Origin of the sequence: Geobacillus sp. CAMR5420, assembly GCF_000691465.1 — a bacterium.
GTDB classification, from domain to species: domain Bacteria; phylum Bacillota; class Bacilli; order Bacillales; family Anoxybacillaceae; genus Geobacillus; species Geobacillus thermoleovorans.
Genome location: NZ_JHUS01000078.1, coordinates 1 through 16,853 on the forward strand (window position 1 = coordinate 1; position 16,853 = coordinate 16,853).

A 16,853-nucleotide genomic window follows, 5' to 3' on the forward strand; every position below is an offset into this window, starting at 1 on the left:
CAAATATTTTACTCACACTTATTCATGGAGAACGAAAAGAGGGAGAACGATGGATTTTTGAACTTTCCCTCCCTCCTCATTGTCCGATCTGCCCGACTTGCTTCGGACGGACAACCAAAATATCATCGAAACGAAAACAATGGATTCATGGCTATCCAAATACGGTCGGTTTATTTTGGATTGAACTTCCCATAGAAAGACGGCGTTGTCAAGCCTGTTTTCTGACGTTCACCGTTTCTTATCCGGGACTTCCGTCTCACAGGATCGCGACGGAATCGTTTCAACATTGGGTCGCCCAGTTATGCATCGGAAAAACGATTCAAGAAGTCGCTCGCTTGTTACAACTCGCCTATACGACAGTAGAACGCTGGTTTTATCAATATGCCCCGGCTCTTTTACCAACATCGAATCCTACAGTAGTATGTGTGGATGAATTCGCTTTCCGAAAGGGACATGATTACGGAGTAGCGGTGATGGACACACAGACTCGGAATGTCCTTTCCATTGCTTCTGGAAAAAATGAAGAAGCCATTGTGGAGGCGCTTCAACCCGTCGTCTCCAAAGTGAAGTATGTTGTCAGCGACTTGGCTCCTGCCATGAGAAAAGCCATTGAAAAGGTATGTCCAAAAGCCATCCATGTTCTTGACCACTTCCATGTGATTCAGTTATTCACCGATGCACTGGAACGTTGTCGCAAATACCTTGCCAAAGGCGGAACCAAACATGGAAGCGTTCGCCGCGTGTGCCGATGGTTAAGCCAACGTCCAGAAAAATGAACAGAAGAAGAGAGACAGGAAGTTCGACAATGGTGCCAAGAAAGTGCTTATTTACGTGATGTCTATCAAGCACTTCAACATTTCCGTTACGTATCCAAAAGCCAAACAAGAAAGCAAGCCGAAACTTGTTTGACCCAATGGTTTGACCGGTACCTTTTTAGCGACTGTGCCGCCGTACGCAGGATTGCCAAGGCACTCATCACTCGAAGAGACGCAGTGCTTTCTTGCATCGTTTTTTCTTACTCAAATGGTCCAATGGAAGGAATCAACAACAAAATCAAATTGATCAAAAGGCGAGGATATGGGTATCGAAATATCCAGCGTTTTACTTTGCGTGTCCGTCTAGAGACCTCTATCACATTTTAACGTAAAAATCAAGTACATCTTTTGGTGATGAACCAGGAAGTTGCCATGATTCAGGATCATATAGTAAATAATTTTAGTAAAAATATTGCGTATTTGTTATAATACTCATGGATACAACTAAGTAGAATGGGGTAATGCATATGGCCACGATTCGCGACATTGCTAAACAAGCAGGCTATTCCATTTCAACTGTCTCGCGGGTATTGAACAATGATCCAGATCTTTCGGTATCCGAGGAGACGCGGGAGAAAATTTATGAAGCAGCAGAAAAGTTGAACTACCGCAAGAAAACGATCAGAAAAGTGATTCGCAATATTGCTTTTTTATATTGGTTGACGGATAAAGAGGAATTAGAAGACGTGTATTACAAAACAATGAGGATGGAAATAGAAAATCTGGCGAAAGAGTTTAATCTAGAACTGCAAATGTATAAAATTTCAGATGGCATTGACCAAATTCCAGAGAACATTGAGGGGTTTATTGCCGTTGGAATTTTTTCGGATCGGGAGCTTGAACGTCTGCGATCGATTACGACAAATGGTGTGTTTATTGATTTGTCGCCCGACCCGCGCTGTTTTGATTCGGTGCGCCCGGATTTAACGCAGATCACTGAGCGAGCGATCGACTTCTTTCTTGAGAAAGGGCATACGGACATCGGCTTTATTGGCGGGACGTATCCGAATCCGAATACAGGAAAGGATGAGATGGACTCGCGCGAGCGGGCGTTTCGACATTACATGAAAGCAAAGGGGTTGCTCAACGAAGAGTATATTTTTTGCCACCGAGGATTCTCATTTGACAATGGCTATGAACTCATGACCAAGGCCATTGAAACCCTAGGGGATCGATTGCCTACCGCGTTTTTTGTAGCGGCGGATCCCATTGCTGTCGGTTGTCTGCAGGCGTTGAATGAGCATCGCATTCCCATCCCTGAGCGTGTGAGCGTCATCAGTGTCAATAACATCAGCATTACCAAATACGTATCGCCGCCATTGACGACATTCGATATTGATATTCATGAAATTTGCAAAAGTGCAATCGAGCTGTTGCTGGAGAGAATACAAAAAAAGAGGAAAATTGTCAAGTCATTGTTGTTAGGGGCTGAGCTTATCGTACGGAAAAGTACGAACTAGCCCTCTTTTTTGTTTCGTAAATATTTTTATTAATTTTAGTAAAAAGTTGTTTACATTTTTTATTGTCGGTGCTATATTGAAGGTAGTTAAGCGCTTCCGAATGAGAAGGGGGAATAGGGAAAATGATGAGGAGTATTAGTAAACATCTTGCGCTTATGACTGTGATGGCTTTTAGTTTGTCTTTAGCTGCATGTGGGCCTAAAGAAAATGCTAATCAAGGATCTCGTGCAGGAGAAAACAAAGAGAACAATGGAAAAGTAGAGCTCGTCGTTTGGGAAGACATTCAAAAAGGCGTGGGAATTAAAGATGCCATTGCCCAATTTGAAAAGGAAAACAATGTGACAGTAAAAATCATTGAGAAGCCGTATGCGAAACAAATTGAGGATTTGCGTTTAGACGGGCCGGCTGGCACTGGACCGGATGTATTGACGATGCCGAGCGACCAGATTGGGACAGCCGTGACGGAAGGGCTCATTAAAGAATTGAATGTTGGGGAAGACATTCAATCCATCTATACGGAAGCCGCTATGCAGTCGCAAAAAGTAAACAACAAAGTGTATGGTTTGCCAAAAGCGGTCGAGACAACGATGCTTTACTATAATAAAGATCTCATTTCTGAAGAGGAATTGCCGAAAACGCTTGAGGAATGGTATGAGTATTCCAAAAAAGTAACAGATGGCAAAAAATTTGGCTTTTTGGCTCTGTTTGACCAGATTTACTATGCTCAAAGTGTGATGAGTGCGTATGGAGGCTACATTTTTGGCAAGGACGAAAACGGAAATTACAATCCGAACGATATTGGATTAAATAATGCCGGCGCTGTCGAAGGGGCTAAAATGATTCAAAAATTTTATAAAGAACGTCTATTTCCGTCAGGAATGATTGGTGAGCAGGGGATTAATGTACTTGAATCGCTGTTTACGGAAGGCAAAGCAGCAGCGATCATTTCTGGTCCGTGGAATATTGAGCCGTTTACAAAAGCGGGAATCAACTTTGGAGTGACGAAACTTCCAGCGTTACAGAACGGAAAAAATATGAGCGCATTTATTGGGGTAAAAAGCTACAACGTAAGCGCCTACTCGAAACATCCAGATCTTGCTGAAAAATTGGTGATCTTTCTGGCGAATGAAGAAAATTCGAAAAAACGTTATGAAGTGACAAAAGAGGTTCCGGCCGTCAAAGCGTTGGCGGATGATCCGGTGGTGAAAAACAGTGAGGCGGCACGGGCGGTTGCGGAGCAATCTCAATTTTCTGAAATGATCCCGAATATTCCGGAAATGAATGAGGTATGGAAGCCTGCAGATTCAGCATTGCAAACGATTGCGACTGGAAAAGCAGATCCGAAAGCGGCATTAGATCAAGCGGTGAAAACGATCAAAGGGCAAATTAAGGCGAAACATAGCGGCAAATAAGGGGAGAGAACAAGGTCCTTGCGCTTTCGTTTCTAACAAGGTGCAAGGACCTACAATAAATCGATCGTGATGGTGTGAAACGATCTTTTTGTTTGATGCGTTTTGTGTTGAAAAAATGTGTTCTTCAAGGAAAGAAGGGGAGTCCATGTCACACCGGAAAATGGCCTTATGTTTATCGATTATTCCTGGCCTAGGTCAATGGTATAACCGACAATGGGCGAAGGGAGTTTTGTTTCTTGTTTTCGCTGCCTCTTTTTTGACGGCGTTTGCCGATCTGTTCAACATGGGGTTTTGGGGGATTGTGACGCTTGGAACAGAAGTGCAACGCGATAATTCGATTTTTCTTTTGGCAGAAGGGATTATTGCGGTCATTGTCGCTTTGTTTGGATTGGCTTTTTATTGTTTCAATTTGTGGGACGCTTATAAAAATGGTGAGCGGAGGGATAGGGGGGATCGGTTGAATACTCTGAAAGAAGAGTACCATCAACTTGTGGAACAAGGATACCCGTATGTTGTTAGCAGCCCTGCTTTTTTTCTTTTGGTTTTTTCTGTTATTTTTCCAGTGTTGTTCAGTTTTGCTTTAGCTTTCACCAACTATGATTTATATCATACTCCTCCTGCCAAGTTGGTCGATTGGGTTGGGTTCGATACATTCCTCAAAATTTTTACGGTTGATATTTGGCGCTCAACCTTTTTTGATGTGTTGTCATGGACGGTCATTTGGACACTCGTTGCTTCCACTCTTCAAGTGGCGGCAGGTATTTTATTGGCGGTGATCGTCAACCAAAAAGACCTTCGGTTGAAGAAATTGTATCGAACCATTTTCGTATTGCCGTGGGCTGTGCCGGGATTTGTGACGATTTTAGTGTTTGCTGGCTTATTTAATGACAGTTTTGGAGCCATCAATCATACAATTTTAGCGGCGCTTGGCATCGATCCAATCCCTTGGATGACTGATGAGCATTGGACGAGGGTGGCGCTCATCCTCATGCAAGGATGGTTGGGATTCCCATATGTGTTTGTCGTGACGACGGGCGTTTTGCAGTCGATTCCTGAAGAATTGTATGAAGCAGCGACGATTGACGGAGCTTCCATGTTTGCCAAATTTCGATATATTACATTGCCGATGGTGCTGTTGGCGATGGCCCCGATTATTATTACACAGTTTACCTTTAACTTTAATAACTTCAACATTATTTATCTGTTTAATGGAGGCGGACCGGCTGTTCCGGGATCGACAGCGGGAGGAACGGATATCCTTGTGTCTTGGATTTATAAATTGACGATGCAATCAAGCCAATATGCGTTGGCTGCCGCTTTAACAATTTTGTTATCTTTGTTTGTCATGGGGATTGCGTTATGGCAATTTCGACGGACCAATTCTTTTAAAGAGGGAGTATAGAACATGAGATCCAGTGTCAGGTCAAAAAAATTCCTTCGCCTCTTCGTATCCTATGCCATTTTAACGTTTGTCGCCGTGGCAATCATCTATCCGCTGCTTTGGACTATTGGTGCCAGCCTGAATCCGGGGAACAGTTTAATCAGCACCACCCTTATCCCCAAAAAACCGACGCTTGATCATTATCGCGAGTTGTTTGCGGGCAAAGAAAGCTTACTGTACGAACGCTGGTATTGGAATTCGATGAAAATTAGCTTTTTTACGATGCTTGGTTCCGTGATTAGTGTTTCGTTTACCGCCTATGCATTTTCGCGCTTTCGATTTAAGGGAAGAAGAAATGCTTTAACGTTGTTTTTGCTGCTGCAAATGGTGCCGCAGTTTTCTGCGTTGATCGCTTTGTTTGTTTTGGCGCAAATGCTTGGGATGCTCAATAGTCACTGGCTGTTAATTTTGCTTTATATCGGCGGGCAAATTCCGATGAATACGTACTTGATGAAGGGATATATGGATTCGATCCCGAGAGATTTGGATGAAAGTGCCAAAATCGATGGAGCGAGCAATACGAGGATCTTTTTCCAAATTCTTTTGCCGCTGTCTAAACCAATGATTGCAGTCGTGGCGATGAACGGATTTACCGGACCGCTTGGTGATTTTGTGTTATCATCGGCCATTCTCCGAACTCCTGATGCTTATACGCTTCCGATCGGGCTGTATAATCTCGTTAACGAAGTGATGGGGGCGAGCTATACGACGTTTGCAGCCGGGGCGCTTCTGATTAGCATTCCGGTAGCGATTGTCTTTTTGATGTTGCAACGGAACTTTGTGTCCGGATTGACATTGGGTGGAATCAAAGGATGATGCAGGGAAAGGAGACGACGTAATGCCAAAATATGAACGAACGTATATAACACAAGCGAACTTCATTCTTCATGGAGGAGATTACAACCCTGATCAATGGTTGGATCGGCCGGATCTTTTGCAGGCGGATCTTGAGTTGATGAAACTCTCCCACACAAACACATTCACGATTGGTGTATTTGCTTGGTCTGCTCTCGAACCGGAAGAAGGGGTTTATCGTTTTGAATGGCTCGATAAAGTGTTTGACGACATTTACCGTATTGGCGGGCGGGTGATTTTGGCTACGCCAAGCGGTGCTCGACCAGCATGGTTGTCGCAAAAGTATCCGGAAGTGTTGCGGGTGAATGCGGCGCGTGTTCGACAGTTGCATGGCGGGCGTCATAATCATTGTTTTACCTCGAGCGTATACCGTGAAAAAACTCAACATATCAATCGATTGCTGGCGGAACGGTACGGAGATCATCCTGCTTTGCTCATGTGGCACGTTTCCAATGAATACGGCGGGGAATGCCATTGTAATTTGTGCCAAGAAGCGTTTCGTGAATGGTTGAAAAACAGATACAATCATGATCTTGACGCGCTGAATGCCGCTTGGTGGACGTCATTTTGGAGCCATACGTACACCGACTGGTCGCAAATCGAGTCGCCGTCTCCGATTGGTGAGCATACGATTCATGGGTTGAATCTTGATTGGAAACGGTTTGTGACAGATCAGACGATTTCCTTTTTTGAAAACGAGATCGTTCCGCTTCGGGAGTTGACGCCTCATATTCCGATTACAACGAATTTTATGGCGGATACGCATGACTTAATTCCTTTTCAAGGACTTGACTACAGCAAGTTTGCGAAGCATCTTGACGTCATTAGTTGGGACGCCTATCCTGCTTGGCACAATGATTGGGAGAGCACTGCCGATTTGGCTATGAAAGTCGGTTTTATCAATGATTTGTATCGAAGTTTGAAGCAGCAGCCATTTTTACTGATGGAATGCACGCCGAGTTTGGTGAACTGGCATAAAGTGAACAAAGCGAAGCGGCCAGGCATGCACTTTTTATCTTCGATGCAAATGATCGCTCATGGTTCCGACAGCATCCTCTATTTTCAATGGCGCAAGTCGCGGGGGGCGTTTGAGAAACTTCACGGTGCGGTCGTCGACCATGACAATCGCACGGATAACCGTGTATTTCAAGAAGTTTCTAAAGTTGGGAAAGCACTCGAGAAAATGTCTGGCATCGTCGGAACCAATCGGTCGGCGGAAGTGGCCATTTTGTATGATTGGGAAAACAATTGGGCGTTAAATGATGCGCAAGGATTTGCGACTGAAACGAAACGGTATCCACAAACGCTCGTACAGCATTATCGCCCCTTTTGGGAGCGGGATATCCCTGTTGATGTCATCACGAAGGAACAAGACTTTTCCCGCTACAAATTGCTGATTGCGCCGATGCTTTACTTAGTGAGCGAAGAGACGATTGCTCGTTTGAAACAGTTTGTAGGGAGCGGTGGAACGCTTGTCATGACTTATATAAGTGGAATGGTCAATGAATGTGATTTAGCGTATTTAGGTGGCTGGCATCCCGATTTGAGGAAAACATTCGGCATCGAACCGATCGAAACGGATACTCTTTATCCACGCGATCGAAATTCGGTTCATTATCGTGGACAGTCTTACGAGTTGAAAGACTATGCAACGGTGATCAAGGTGTATACTGCAACAGTCGAAGGAGTTTATGAAGATGATTTTTATGCGGGTACGCCCGCTGTGACGAGCAACCAATACGGGAAAGGTCAAGCCTATTATATTGGCGGCCGCCTAGAGGATCAATTCCATAGAGATTTTTATCAAGAATTGATGGAAAAGCTCGATTTGAGGCCTGTCTTGTTTGTAAAGCATGGAAAAGGAGTATCCGTCCAAGCGCGGCAAGCCCCGGAATGTGATTATGTGTTTATTATGAATTTTACGGAGGAGAAACAGGCTGTTGTTGTTGAGGAAAAGGTGAAGGATCTGTTCACTGGCGAGGAAATCGAAGGGGAGATCACGCTAGGTAAATACGAGGTGCGAGTCGTGGAGAAAAGGAGATAAAGGAGAGAGAATCGTTCAAGCAACAAATCTGTCAAATAGAAAGGCTGGTTTCACACGGCAGCCAATCAAGTGTTTTGGTGTGCGATGTTAAAATAGTCATGGAGGCGGGGGAGAGGATGAGGAAACGATTTTTTTTCATACTAGTCGCCATGATGGTGATGATCATGCCGTTTTCGTCCAATCATATTCATAAAGCAGCGGCTGATTCGTATAATTATTTAATTAACGGGGGATTTGAATCGGATTTTTGGGCTGATGGGTCATGGACAGTCACTGCACAGGATTGGAGTTCTGTTGATCTACAGCGTTTTTCTTATTCAAATGATGCATGGATCGTTCCGAATGAGGGAGATAGCGCCTTTAAATACTGGGTCCGCGATATAGCGAACGGAAATCAAACATTTACATTGAAGCAAACGATCGGACAGCTGCCGCCAGGGAGTTATGAACTTTCTGTTCAATCAATGGGAGGAGCAGGAGACGAAGCGGGTCATATTCAATTGTTCGCAGGCGATCAGATGGCGGAGGCTGTTGTTACAAAAGGATATAATTCTTGGGAGACGGTTAAATTGGAATTCACACTGGAAGAAGAAGCGTTGAACTTTGAAGTCGGTGCAATAGTTACTGGGAAACCGAACGCTTGGGGCTATATGGATCATTTTCAGTTGATATCGCTGAACAGAGCGGGAGGCCGAGAGGGGCCAAAGCCTGTTCCAGCTGATATTTTTGTAAAAAGGGTGGATGGCCTAAGCAAAGGGTTCGTTAAAGGGGTCGATGTTTCGAGTATTATCGCACTTGAGGACAGTGGAGTGAAATTTTACAACGCGGCTGGTAAGAAACAAGATATTTTTAAAACGCTAAAAGAAGCCGGGATCAATTATGTACGGGTGCGCGTATGGAACGATCCTTATGATGAGAAAGGGCATGGGTATGGAGGCGGGAATAACGATTTGAAAAAAGCCATTGAGATTGGAAAGCGAGCTACGGCCAATGGGATGAAGGTGCTAGTGGACTTCCATTTGGGCCGACCCTGCCAAACAACGCCCTCCCAAAGCGTGGGCAAACCTCAATTTTGAAGCAAAAAAGAAAGCTTTATACCGATTCACGAAGGAAAGTTTAGAAGCAATGTTGAAAGAAGAAATTCAAGTCGGAATGGTTCAAATTGGAAATGAAACAAATGGAGCTTTTGTCGGGGAAACGGATTGGGCGAAAATATGTGAGTTGATGAATGCAGGAAGCAGAGCGGTAAGGGAGATGAATCGGAATATACTGGTTGCGCTTCATTTTACGAATCCCGAAACTCCAGGCAGATATGCATCCATAGCGAAAATGCTTGCTGAACATAAAGTGGATTACGATGTGTTCGCTAGCTCCTATTACCCGTTTTGGCATGGTACTTTAGCCAATTTAACGTCTGTGTTGAAACATGTAGCCAATACGTATCATAAAAAAGTGATGGTGGCAGAAACATCCTATCCATATACGAAAAAAGATGGAGACGGCCATGAAAATACAGCTCCAAAGAGTTCTGGACAAATACTGAACTATCCGATTACTGTCCAAGGGCAAGCGAACTCGATTCGAGATGTGATTCAGGCGGTGGCGGCTGTAGGTAAACGGGGGATCGGGGTGTTTTACTGGGAACCTGCATGGATTCCTGTTGGCCCTCCTGAACGTCTCAAGCAAAATGAGAAAAAATGGGAAAAATATGGATCTGGTTGGGCGTCTAGTTTTGCTGCTGAATATGATCCTGATGCGGCGATATGGCACGGGGGGAGTGCTGTAGATAATCAAGCGCTGTTCGATTTTAATGGCCGACCTTTACCATCATTATATGTGTTTAAATATGTAAACACAGGAGCTGTAGCTCCTTTGAAAATCGATGAAATCAAAGACATATATATTCGCGCTATAGTTGGTGAACCGGTTGAGTTGCCTGATACGGTAACAGCTACTTATAATGATGGGAGCCAACGCTCTGTTTCTGTGAAATGGAATCAGGACGAGTTGGATCAAGCGCTGAGAATTGGCATCGGAACACATGTGATTCAAGGTATAGTGGAGGGTGGAGAGACGGTAAAAGCCTATCTTGACATTACGCCGAAGAACTATGTAGTCAATCCGAGCTTCGAGGATCAAGACAGAACGATGTGGACCATCATTTATCGAAACGGCACCTCTCCACATACGGATTATTTGGAGAAAGCTGCGGATGCGAAATCGGGAAACTATTCCCTTCACTTCTATTCGAGTGAGGCTGTTGATTTCCAAGTAGAACAGACGATCACGGGATTGGAGCCCGGATATTATGATTTATCGATGTTTTTGCAAGGAGGAGATGCCTCCGATGCAGAAATATACTTGTATGCGAAAACAGGAGGTAAAGAGTATCGAGCGGCTGCCAGGGTGAATGGTTGGTTGAATTGGAGTCATCCTGAGATTCATGATATTTATATTGGTGACGGAACCGTGACGATCGGAGTGAGCATCAAGGCAAATGGCGGCGCTTGGGGAACGCTGGATGATTTTCAATTATATCGAACTAAGTAACGAACTTTAAAAACCGGGCTGAGAAGAGCCCGGTTCCTTCATGTGTGAGCATGAATTTGGAGATGGAAGATTGCGCTCTGAGTCTTGCATAAGCGGAATCCATTGCGACCCTAAGGTTTTTGGAATCACGCCGTCCTGTGCCATCTGCGAATGACAAAACTTGCAAGCAAAATGAGGATAACGGAACCGATCAGCGCGGGGATGATGTCAAATCCGCCGATGGTCGGCCCCCAGTTGCCAAAGAGCGCCGTTCCAAGCCAGGCTCCGATAAACCCAGCAATAATGTTGCCAATGATTCCTCCTGGAATATCGCGGCCCGTCAGAAGACCTCCCAGCCAACCGATGACGCCCCCGACGATTAAGCTCCAAAGAAACGACATGGATGATTCCTCCCTCAAATCATGAAAAGGATTCTTTTGTAATTTATATTGTGCGTCAAAAGGAGCATCAATTATGCACGCAAAAGCCCCATCATACTTTATCGGCGCGCATTCTCTGTTTTGGGCGTTTTGTCCGGGGGCAGAGTTTTGGCTGCGTATTGGAAACCATTGTGTTCATGATAACGGATAAATCGCCAGCTTCTCTTCCGTCTTCGTGCGCGGCCGGGCAGGAGGGGATTTGATCCGGGATCGAAGAAGCCGAGATGCAAAAGTCAAAACCGCGCTTGACTTGCAGTCAAACGCGGCTTTCGGATGAAGGAAAACTAGCGAATGGTTTCAAGCTGCTTGGCCAAATGGTGGAGTTTTTTCTCGTGTTGGATGGTTTTGGACGCGAGGAAATGGACGGTTTCTTGCGTTTCGGTCAGCTCCACGCGCAAGCCAGCGAATTTTTGTTCGAGTCGGTCGAACCGCTCGTTCACCTCGGCGCGAAATTGCTGCATCTCCGCTCTCAGCTGGTTGGCCGTTTCTTGCATTTCCGCTCTCAGTTGGTTAGCCGTTTCTTGGATTTCTGCTCTCAACTGGTTGGCGGTGTCTTGGATTTCCGCTCTCAGCTGACTTCCCATTTCGTCAATTTGGGTGCGGATGTCGCGGGAAAATATTTTCAGCGCCTCGACCACTTCTTTCACCACCGTATCGCGCTCCATGCTTGTTCACCTCCTCTTTTTTGATTATACGACGTGAAGCAGGGAAAAGAAAAGGACGTTTTGAATAAGATTTTTCTCTGTTAATGGATGGTTGGCTTGAGTTGCGGCGTCGTGATTGGTCCATGATCATGGTGGCGTTTTGAGGGAACAGGTGGCTCGGCTTATTTTTTGTAATTTTTAACAAATATAACCCGAGTTCGACAGTTTTGAGGCCATTTTAGGCAAATGGAAATGATCAAAATGCTGTTATATCAAGCACTTCGTGGTGCGGATCCTAGAAAAAACTTCGAATTTCACAGGCACACGATTTATTCATTTATTCTTTTAAAAACGGAGACCTTTCTCAACGAACCGAGCTGACGTCCAAGCAAGCGCAACTCTTTGCGGCTCTAGGCTGGAGCCTCCGCCGAAGATCCTAGGCATCCATCCTCGCGCCTAGATACACGCTCAAGGTATGCCCAAATGCCTCCGATCCCCTTTTGTATCAAGGGACGTTGCCTAGTGACTGTCGAACTCGGGTCGAACTCAGGCCATCTTTTTCCCTTCATTTCTCTTCATAATCGTTGCCGCCGTACATGCCTTTTCACCATTTTGCCATAGTTTTTTGAATATATTGTGAAATGGTGAACAAACTTATTTCGTTTGTCTGAAAAAGGAGTATGATAAAAGTGTAAGGAACATCTTCCAAAATGAGAGGGGAGACATACAATGGTAGTAAAATGGCTGCGCGAACACGTTACAGCGTCAGCGTTGATGGTAGTATTGAGGCTGTATTTAGGATATGAGTGGATGGTGGCGGGATGGGAAAAAATCACACAAGGGTTTGACGCCACCGGATTTTTAAAAGGAGCATTGGCGAAGGCCACGGGCGAACACCCGGCCGTGCAAAGCTGGTGGGCGGCGTTTATCGAAAACGTAGCGCTGCCGAATGTCGGATTATTCAACTTCCTCGTGCCATGGGGCGAATTTCTCGTTGGGATCGCACTTATTCTCGGATTGTTTACGACATTCGCCGCCCTCATGGGAGCAGTCATGAACTTCGCCTTCATGTTCTCGGGCACGACGAGCACGAACCCGCAAATGGTGCTGCTGACGGTGTTCATTCTCGTCGCTGGAGCGAACGCGGGCCGCTACGGTTTGGACCGTTGGGTATTGCCGTATCTCCGTGAGCGGATGGGCAGCATGCATCGCCCGAATCATCCGCACCGTCCGGCTGCGGCGCATAAGTAACCGTGGGTGCATTCTTGAAACGGGTGCGAACTCCCCCTTGAACGGCTGCTTCTTTCCATATGGAGGGAGCGGCCGTTCGTTTTGTTCACTGGCGGCGAGTGATTGAGTATATTTTTTTTGAAAAAAGTGTTTTATCTTTGATTGGATCGCGTTAGTTGAGTGTTAAAACAATATTAATATCATTTTTATTATCTATATAATAGGAATGCTTGTTTCTATCAGAGGAAGGTGACCCCTGTTTCCTTGGAGTTGCTTGGAGCCGGGCGGACGCTGGCGGATAAACGCGGCACCGAGCTTGGCGGAGTGCTGATTGGAAGTGGTGTCAAACCGCTTGCGCCGACGTTGTTTGCCTATGGGGCGGATGTCGTTTATGTATACGACGATCCGATTTTTGCCCATTACCGGACCGAGTCGTATATGCGCGCTTTGCTTGACTGTTGTCAAAAGTATAAACCGGAAGTGCTGCTGTACGGGGCGACGCCGACAGGGAAAGACTTGGCGAGCGCCATTGCCACTGATTTGCCGACCGGACTGACGGCGGATACGACGATTCTTGATATCGAGGAGGAAATCCGCCATGCCTGAAAAATTTGATTGTATCTATCGTCGTCGGAGCGGGGCCGGCCGGAACGGCGTGCGCCTATGAGCTTGCCAAAGCCGGGGTCAACGTATTATTGCTTGAGCGCGGCGAATATCCAGGATCGAAAAACGTCATGGGCGGCGTGCTCTATCGAAAAATGATGGAAGGCATTATTCCGGAGTTTTATAAAGAGGCCCCGCTCGAGCGGCCGATCGTTGAGCAGCGGTTTATGCTGATGGATAAAGAGTCGGCGGTGACGTTCAGCTATAAAGGATTGGAGTGGGGCGCGAGCCGTACAACAACTTTACCGTTTTGCGGGCGAAGTTTGACCAATGGTTTGCCGAGAAAGCAGTCGAACAAGGGGCGTTGCTCGTTTGTGAAACGGTGGCACTCGAATGCATCGTTGAAAAAGGCCGCGTCGTCGGTGTCCGCACCGACCGCCCGGACGGCGAGGTGTATGCCGATGTCGTCGTGCTGGCGGACGGCGTGAACTCGCTTTTGGCGAAACAGCTCGGGTTTCACCGCGAATGGCGGCCGGATGAAGTCGCGCTCGCAGTGATGGACATTGTCAAGCTCGATAAAAAAGTGATCGAAGAACGTTTCAACCTTGATCCGGAGCAAGGATGCACGATCGAGCTGCTCGGCGATGCAACAAAAGGCATATTAGGAACCGGATTTTTATACACCAATAAAGACACCTTAAGCATCGGCGTCGGCACGCTGCTTTCCGGGCTGATCAAACATAAAATCAAACCGTACGAGCTGCTCGAATATGTCAAAAACCATCCGATGATCCGGCCGTATCTCCAAGGGAGCGAGCCGGTCGAGTACTTGGCGCATTTGATCCCGGAAGGCGGCTACCACTCGATGCCGAAAGTGGTCGGGGACGGTGTGGGCGAGGGGAATCGTGCTTGAAATGAATGATCACTCTTGCCACGTGTTATGGGAAGACCGTTTCGTCAGTTGGGAGAAAAAAGAGCTGTTAACGGTCGATGTGGAGTTGACGAAAAGGCAAACGATTCGTGTTTCTTCCGATGTCAACCACCCGTTGTAAGGGTGGTTTTTTATGGGGGAGAAGAAACAGCGGAACGAAGCATTCGTCGGTGTAGGCGGAGCGGCGTTTGTGGTAAGCTAGTGGGGAGGCATACTTGCACAGGAGGGACTGACTAGTGGTTACAACGAACGAGGCGTTTCCCACCAACTTTTTATGGGGAGGAGCGACGGCGGCCAACCAGATCGAAGGAGGATTTGGCGAAGGAAACAAAGGGGTAAGCATTGCCGATGTGCTTCCGGGAGGAAAGATGAGGCAACAACTGCTTAGGGAAAAAGGGTTGCAGTTTGCCATTGATAAGGAGAAGTACACATACCCGAACCATGAAGCGATCGACTTTTACCACCGGTATAAAGAGGATATAGCCCTGTTTGCTGAGATGGGATTTAAAGCGTTCCGCCTATCGATCGCCTGGACGCGCATCTTCCCGAACGGCACCGAGCTTGAGCCAAATGAAGAAGGGCTTGCCTTCTATGATCGGGTGTTCGATGAGTTACATAAATACGGGATTGAGCCGGTGGTGACGATTTCCCATTATGAAATGCCGCTCCATTTGGCCAAAGAATACGGTGGCTGGCGGAGCCGCGAACTGGTAACGTTGTTTGAACGTTACGCCAAGGTGATTTTCCAGCGTTATAAAGATAAAGTGAAATATTGGCTGACGTTTAACGAAATAAACGGTGCGCTCCATTTTCCGCTCATGAGCATGGGATTTGTGCCGGAAAGCGAAGAGACGAAATATCAAGAGTTGTTTCAAGCGTTCCATCATCAATTTGTCGCCAGCAGCCTGGCGGTGAAGGCGTGCCGCGAGATCATTCCGGACGCAAAAATCGGCTGCATGATTCTCGCCGCCCCCGTGTACCCGTACGACTGCAATCCAGAAAACGTCATGCATGCACTTGAAGAGGAGCGGCTGTTGAATTTCTTTTGCGCCGACGTTCAAGTGCGCGGCGAGTATCCATCCTTTATGAAACGCGTGTTCGACGAGCGCGGGGTGAAACTCGATATTCGCGACGGGGATTTGGAACTGATCAAGAAGCATACGGTCGACTATATCGGTTTAAGCTACTATATGTCCGTCACCCAGAAAAAAGACAAGATGGATGATGAGCTCATCCCCGGCAGCGTATTTGATGGGGTGAAAAACCCGTTCCTTAAAGCGAGCGACTGGGGCTGGGAGATCGACCCTATAGGGCTGCGCATCATTTTAAACCGGTTGTACGATCGGTATCGCGTACCGCTTTTTATTGTGGAAAACGGGCTTGGGGCGCATGACAAAGTGGAAGAAGACGGCTCGATTCACGACGATTACCGCATTGACTATTTGCGCCGTCATATCGAAGCAGCGCGTGAAGCGATCGCCGATGGCGTCGAATTGATTGGCTATCTCGTATGGGGCTGCATTGACCTCGTGAGCGCCTCGACCGGCGAGTTTTCAAAACGGTACGGGTTGATTTACGTCGATAAACACGATGACGGCAGCGGCACGCTCGAGCGGAGAAAGAAAAAGTCGTTTGATTGGTATCAAAACGTCATCGCGACGAACGGGGAAGAGTTATAATGGGAATGACCGCAAGGGGAATTTGAAGCAAAAGGCAGCTGATGGAATCGAATGGCAAAATAGTAAGGGAATGCGCGCTCGCCTTGCGCTGCGGGGGAAATTGACCATCAACCCCATTTGAAGGAGGACGAAAATGATGAACATTGTGGCTCTTGTCGGAAGCTTGCGAAAAGACTCATATAACCGGAAATTAGCGGAGTTTATGCGAGAACGGTACAAAGACAAATTCCAATTGGACATTGCCGATATCGGCGCTCTGCCGCATTACAATCAAGACGATGAACTCGATCCGCCCGAAGTCGTGGCGGCATTCAAGCGGCAAGTGGCGGATGCGGACGGGGTTTTGATCGTGACACCGGAGTACAATTGGTCCGTTCCCGGCGTGCTGAAAAACGCGCTAGATTGGCTGTCGCGTGTGGACAAAGTGTTGGTCAATAAACCCGTGATGATTGTCGGAGTATCGACAGGGATGATGGGAACAATCCGAGCCCAGCTTCATTTGCGCCAAATCTTGCAAAGCCCGGGGCTGGCTGCGAAAGTGTTGCCGCCGGCCGGGAACGAGGTGCTGGTGAATGTTGCAAGCCAAAAATTCGACGAAGCGGGAAATCTCGTTGATGCTGCGACGGTGGAATTTTTGGATCAAGTGATCGGGCGGTTTATCGAATGGGTCGGGCGCTAATGGCGACGGACTTCTTGCCTTCATAGATTGTGCGAAACAAAGGGTTGATCCAAAACGCACTCGCATTTTGGGTGTTTATTGCAAAATAAAA

12 protein-coding genes and 4 pseudogenes are annotated in these 16,853 nt (G+C 46.7%); 14 read left to right on the forward strand and 2 right to left on the reverse strand.

Features of this window, described 5'->3' with window-relative positions:
* Positions 1 to 5: 5 nt before the first annotated feature.
* The 8 genes and pseudogenes from DI44_RS0117465 to DI44_RS19780 all read left to right on the forward strand — a co-directional run bounded on the left by DI44_RS0117465 (position 6) and on the right by DI44_RS19780 (position 10,577).
* Positions 6 to 1,142, forward strand: a pseudogene (locus DI44_RS0117465) (ISL3 family transposase).
* A gap of 140 nt (positions 1,143 to 1,282) precedes the next feature.
* On the forward strand, positions 1,283 to 2,275 hold the full coding sequence (locus tag DI44_RS00310; protein ID WP_033026647.1) for a LacI family DNA-binding transcriptional regulator: 993 nt from the start codon (positions 1,283 to 1,285) through the stop codon (positions 2,273 to 2,275).
* A gap of 125 nt (positions 2,276 to 2,400) precedes the next feature.
* Positions 2,401 to 3,687, forward strand: a complete 1,287-nt coding sequence (locus DI44_RS00305; protein ID WP_033026651.1) for an extracellular solute-binding protein — start codon at positions 2,401 to 2,403, stop codon at positions 3,685 to 3,687.
* A 145-nt stretch (positions 3,688 to 3,832) separates the two neighbouring features.
* Positions 3,833 to 5,089 carry a sugar ABC transporter permease gene (locus DI44_RS00300; protein ID WP_014195207.1) on the forward strand — a complete coding sequence of 419 codons (1,257 nt, stop codon included), beginning with the start codon at positions 3,833 to 3,835 and terminating at the stop codon, positions 5,087 to 5,089.
* A gap of 3 nt (positions 5,090 to 5,092) precedes the next feature.
* Positions 5,093 to 5,944, forward strand: coding sequence for a sugar ABC transporter permease (locus tag DI44_RS00295; RefSeq protein WP_014195208.1), 852 nt, complete (start codon positions 5,093 to 5,095; stop codon positions 5,942 to 5,944).
* A gap of 22 nt (positions 5,945 to 5,966) precedes the next feature.
* On the forward strand, positions 5,967 to 8,027 hold the full coding sequence (locus DI44_RS00290; RefSeq protein WP_014195209.1) for a beta-galactosidase: 2,061 nt from the start codon (positions 5,967 to 5,969) through the stop codon (positions 8,025 to 8,027).
* Between the two features lie 650 nt (positions 8,028 to 8,677).
* Positions 8,678 to 9,809: pseudogene (locus DI44_RS19775) on the forward strand (glycosyl hydrolase 53 family protein); the annotation flags it as partial.
* 54 nt (positions 9,810 to 9,863) lie between these two features.
* Positions 9,864 to 10,577, forward strand: a complete 714-nt coding sequence (locus tag DI44_RS19780) for an Ig-like domain-containing protein (protein WP_347229982.1) — start codon at positions 9,864 to 9,866, stop codon at positions 10,575 to 10,577.
* A 125-nt stretch (positions 10,578 to 10,702) separates the two neighbouring features.
* On the opposite strand, the gene DI44_RS00285 is transcribed toward DI44_RS19780, so the two are convergent.
* Together DI44_RS00285 and DI44_RS00280 are read right to left on the reverse strand one after the other, a co-directional pair.
* On the reverse strand, positions 10,703 to 10,957 hold the full coding sequence (locus DI44_RS00285) for a GlsB/YeaQ/YmgE family stress response membrane protein (RefSeq protein WP_014195211.1): 255 nt from the start codon (positions 10,955 to 10,957) through the stop codon (positions 10,703 to 10,705).
* A gap of 323 nt (positions 10,958 to 11,280) precedes the next feature.
* Positions 11,281 to 11,661, reverse strand: a complete 381-nt coding sequence (locus tag DI44_RS00280; RefSeq protein ID WP_014195213.1) for a hypothetical protein — start codon at positions 11,659 to 11,661, stop codon at positions 11,281 to 11,283.
* Positions 11,662 to 12,369: 708 nt separating this feature from the next.
* On the opposite strand from DI44_RS00280, the gene DI44_RS00275 reads away from it, so the two are divergent.
* The 6 genes and pseudogenes from DI44_RS00275 (at position 12,370) to DI44_RS00260 (ending at position 16,762) form a co-directional block, all read left to right on the forward strand.
* Entirely contained in the window at positions 12,370 to 12,891 is a 522-nt protein-coding gene (locus tag DI44_RS00275; protein WP_014195214.1) for a DoxX family protein, read from the forward strand.
* A gap of 228 nt (positions 12,892 to 13,119) precedes the next feature.
* Positions 13,120 to 13,461, forward strand: a pseudogene (locus DI44_RS00270) (electron transfer flavoprotein subunit alpha); the annotation flags it as partial.
* Between the two features lie 7 nt (positions 13,462 to 13,468).
* Positions 13,469 to 14,365: pseudogene (locus tag DI44_RS19785) on the forward strand (FAD-dependent oxidoreductase); the annotation flags it as partial.
* Positions 14,366 to 14,387: 22 nt separating this feature from the next.
* Positions 14,388 to 14,525 (forward strand): hypothetical protein, encoded by a 138-nt coding sequence (locus DI44_RS19275; RefSeq protein WP_198527206.1) that lies wholly within the window; start codon positions 14,388 to 14,390, stop codon positions 14,523 to 14,525.
* Between the two features lie 115 nt (positions 14,526 to 14,640).
* A complete protein-coding gene (locus DI44_RS00265; RefSeq protein ID WP_014195217.1) occupies positions 14,641 to 16,083 on the forward strand; it encodes a glycoside hydrolase family 1 protein in 1,443 nt (480 codons plus the stop codon).
* Positions 16,084 to 16,219: 136 nt separating this feature from the next.
* Complete coding sequence (locus DI44_RS00260) at positions 16,220 to 16,762, forward strand: NADPH-dependent FMN reductase (protein WP_020278731.1); 543 nt, start codon at positions 16,220 to 16,222, stop codon at positions 16,760 to 16,762.
* Positions 16,763 to 16,853 lie beyond the last annotated feature (91 nt).

What these genes read in the sequence shown, in the direction of transcription:
- DI44_RS00310 (WP_033026647.1), top strand. Translation starts at nt 1,283, where the DNA reads ATGGCCACGATTCGCGACATTGCTAAACAAGCAGGCTATTCCATTTCA.
- DI44_RS00305 (WP_033026651.1), top strand. Translation starts at nt 2,401, where the DNA reads ATGAGGAGTATTAGTAAACATCTTGCGCTTATGACTGTGATGGCTTTT.
- DI44_RS00300 (WP_014195207.1), top strand. Translation starts at nt 3,833, where the DNA reads ATGTCACACCGGAAAATGGCCTTATGTTTATCGATTATTCCTGGCCTA.
- DI44_RS00295 (WP_014195208.1), top strand. Translation starts at nt 5,093, where the DNA reads ATGAGATCCAGTGTCAGGTCAAAAAAATTCCTTCGCCTCTTCGTATCC.
- DI44_RS00290 (WP_014195209.1), top strand. Translation starts at nt 5,967, where the DNA reads ATGCCAAAATATGAACGAACGTATATAACACAAGCGAACTTCATTCTT.
- DI44_RS00285 (WP_014195211.1), bottom strand. Translation starts at nt 10,957, where the DNA reads ATGTCGTTTCTTTGGAGCTTAATCGTCGGGGGCGTCATCGGTTGGCTG.
- DI44_RS00280 (WP_014195213.1), bottom strand. Translation starts at nt 11,661, where the DNA reads ATGGAGCGCGATACGGTGGTGAAAGAAGTGGTCGAGGCGCTGAAAATA.
- DI44_RS00275 (WP_014195214.1), top strand. Translation starts at nt 12,370, where the DNA reads ATGGTAGTAAAATGGCTGCGCGAACACGTTACAGCGTCAGCGTTGATG.
- DI44_RS19275 (WP_198527206.1), top strand. Translation starts at nt 14,388, where the DNA reads ATGAATGATCACTCTTGCCACGTGTTATGGGAAGACCGTTTCGTCAGT.
- DI44_RS00260 (WP_020278731.1), top strand. Translation starts at nt 16,220, where the DNA reads ATGAACATTGTGGCTCTTGTCGGAAGCTTGCGAAAAGACTCATATAAC.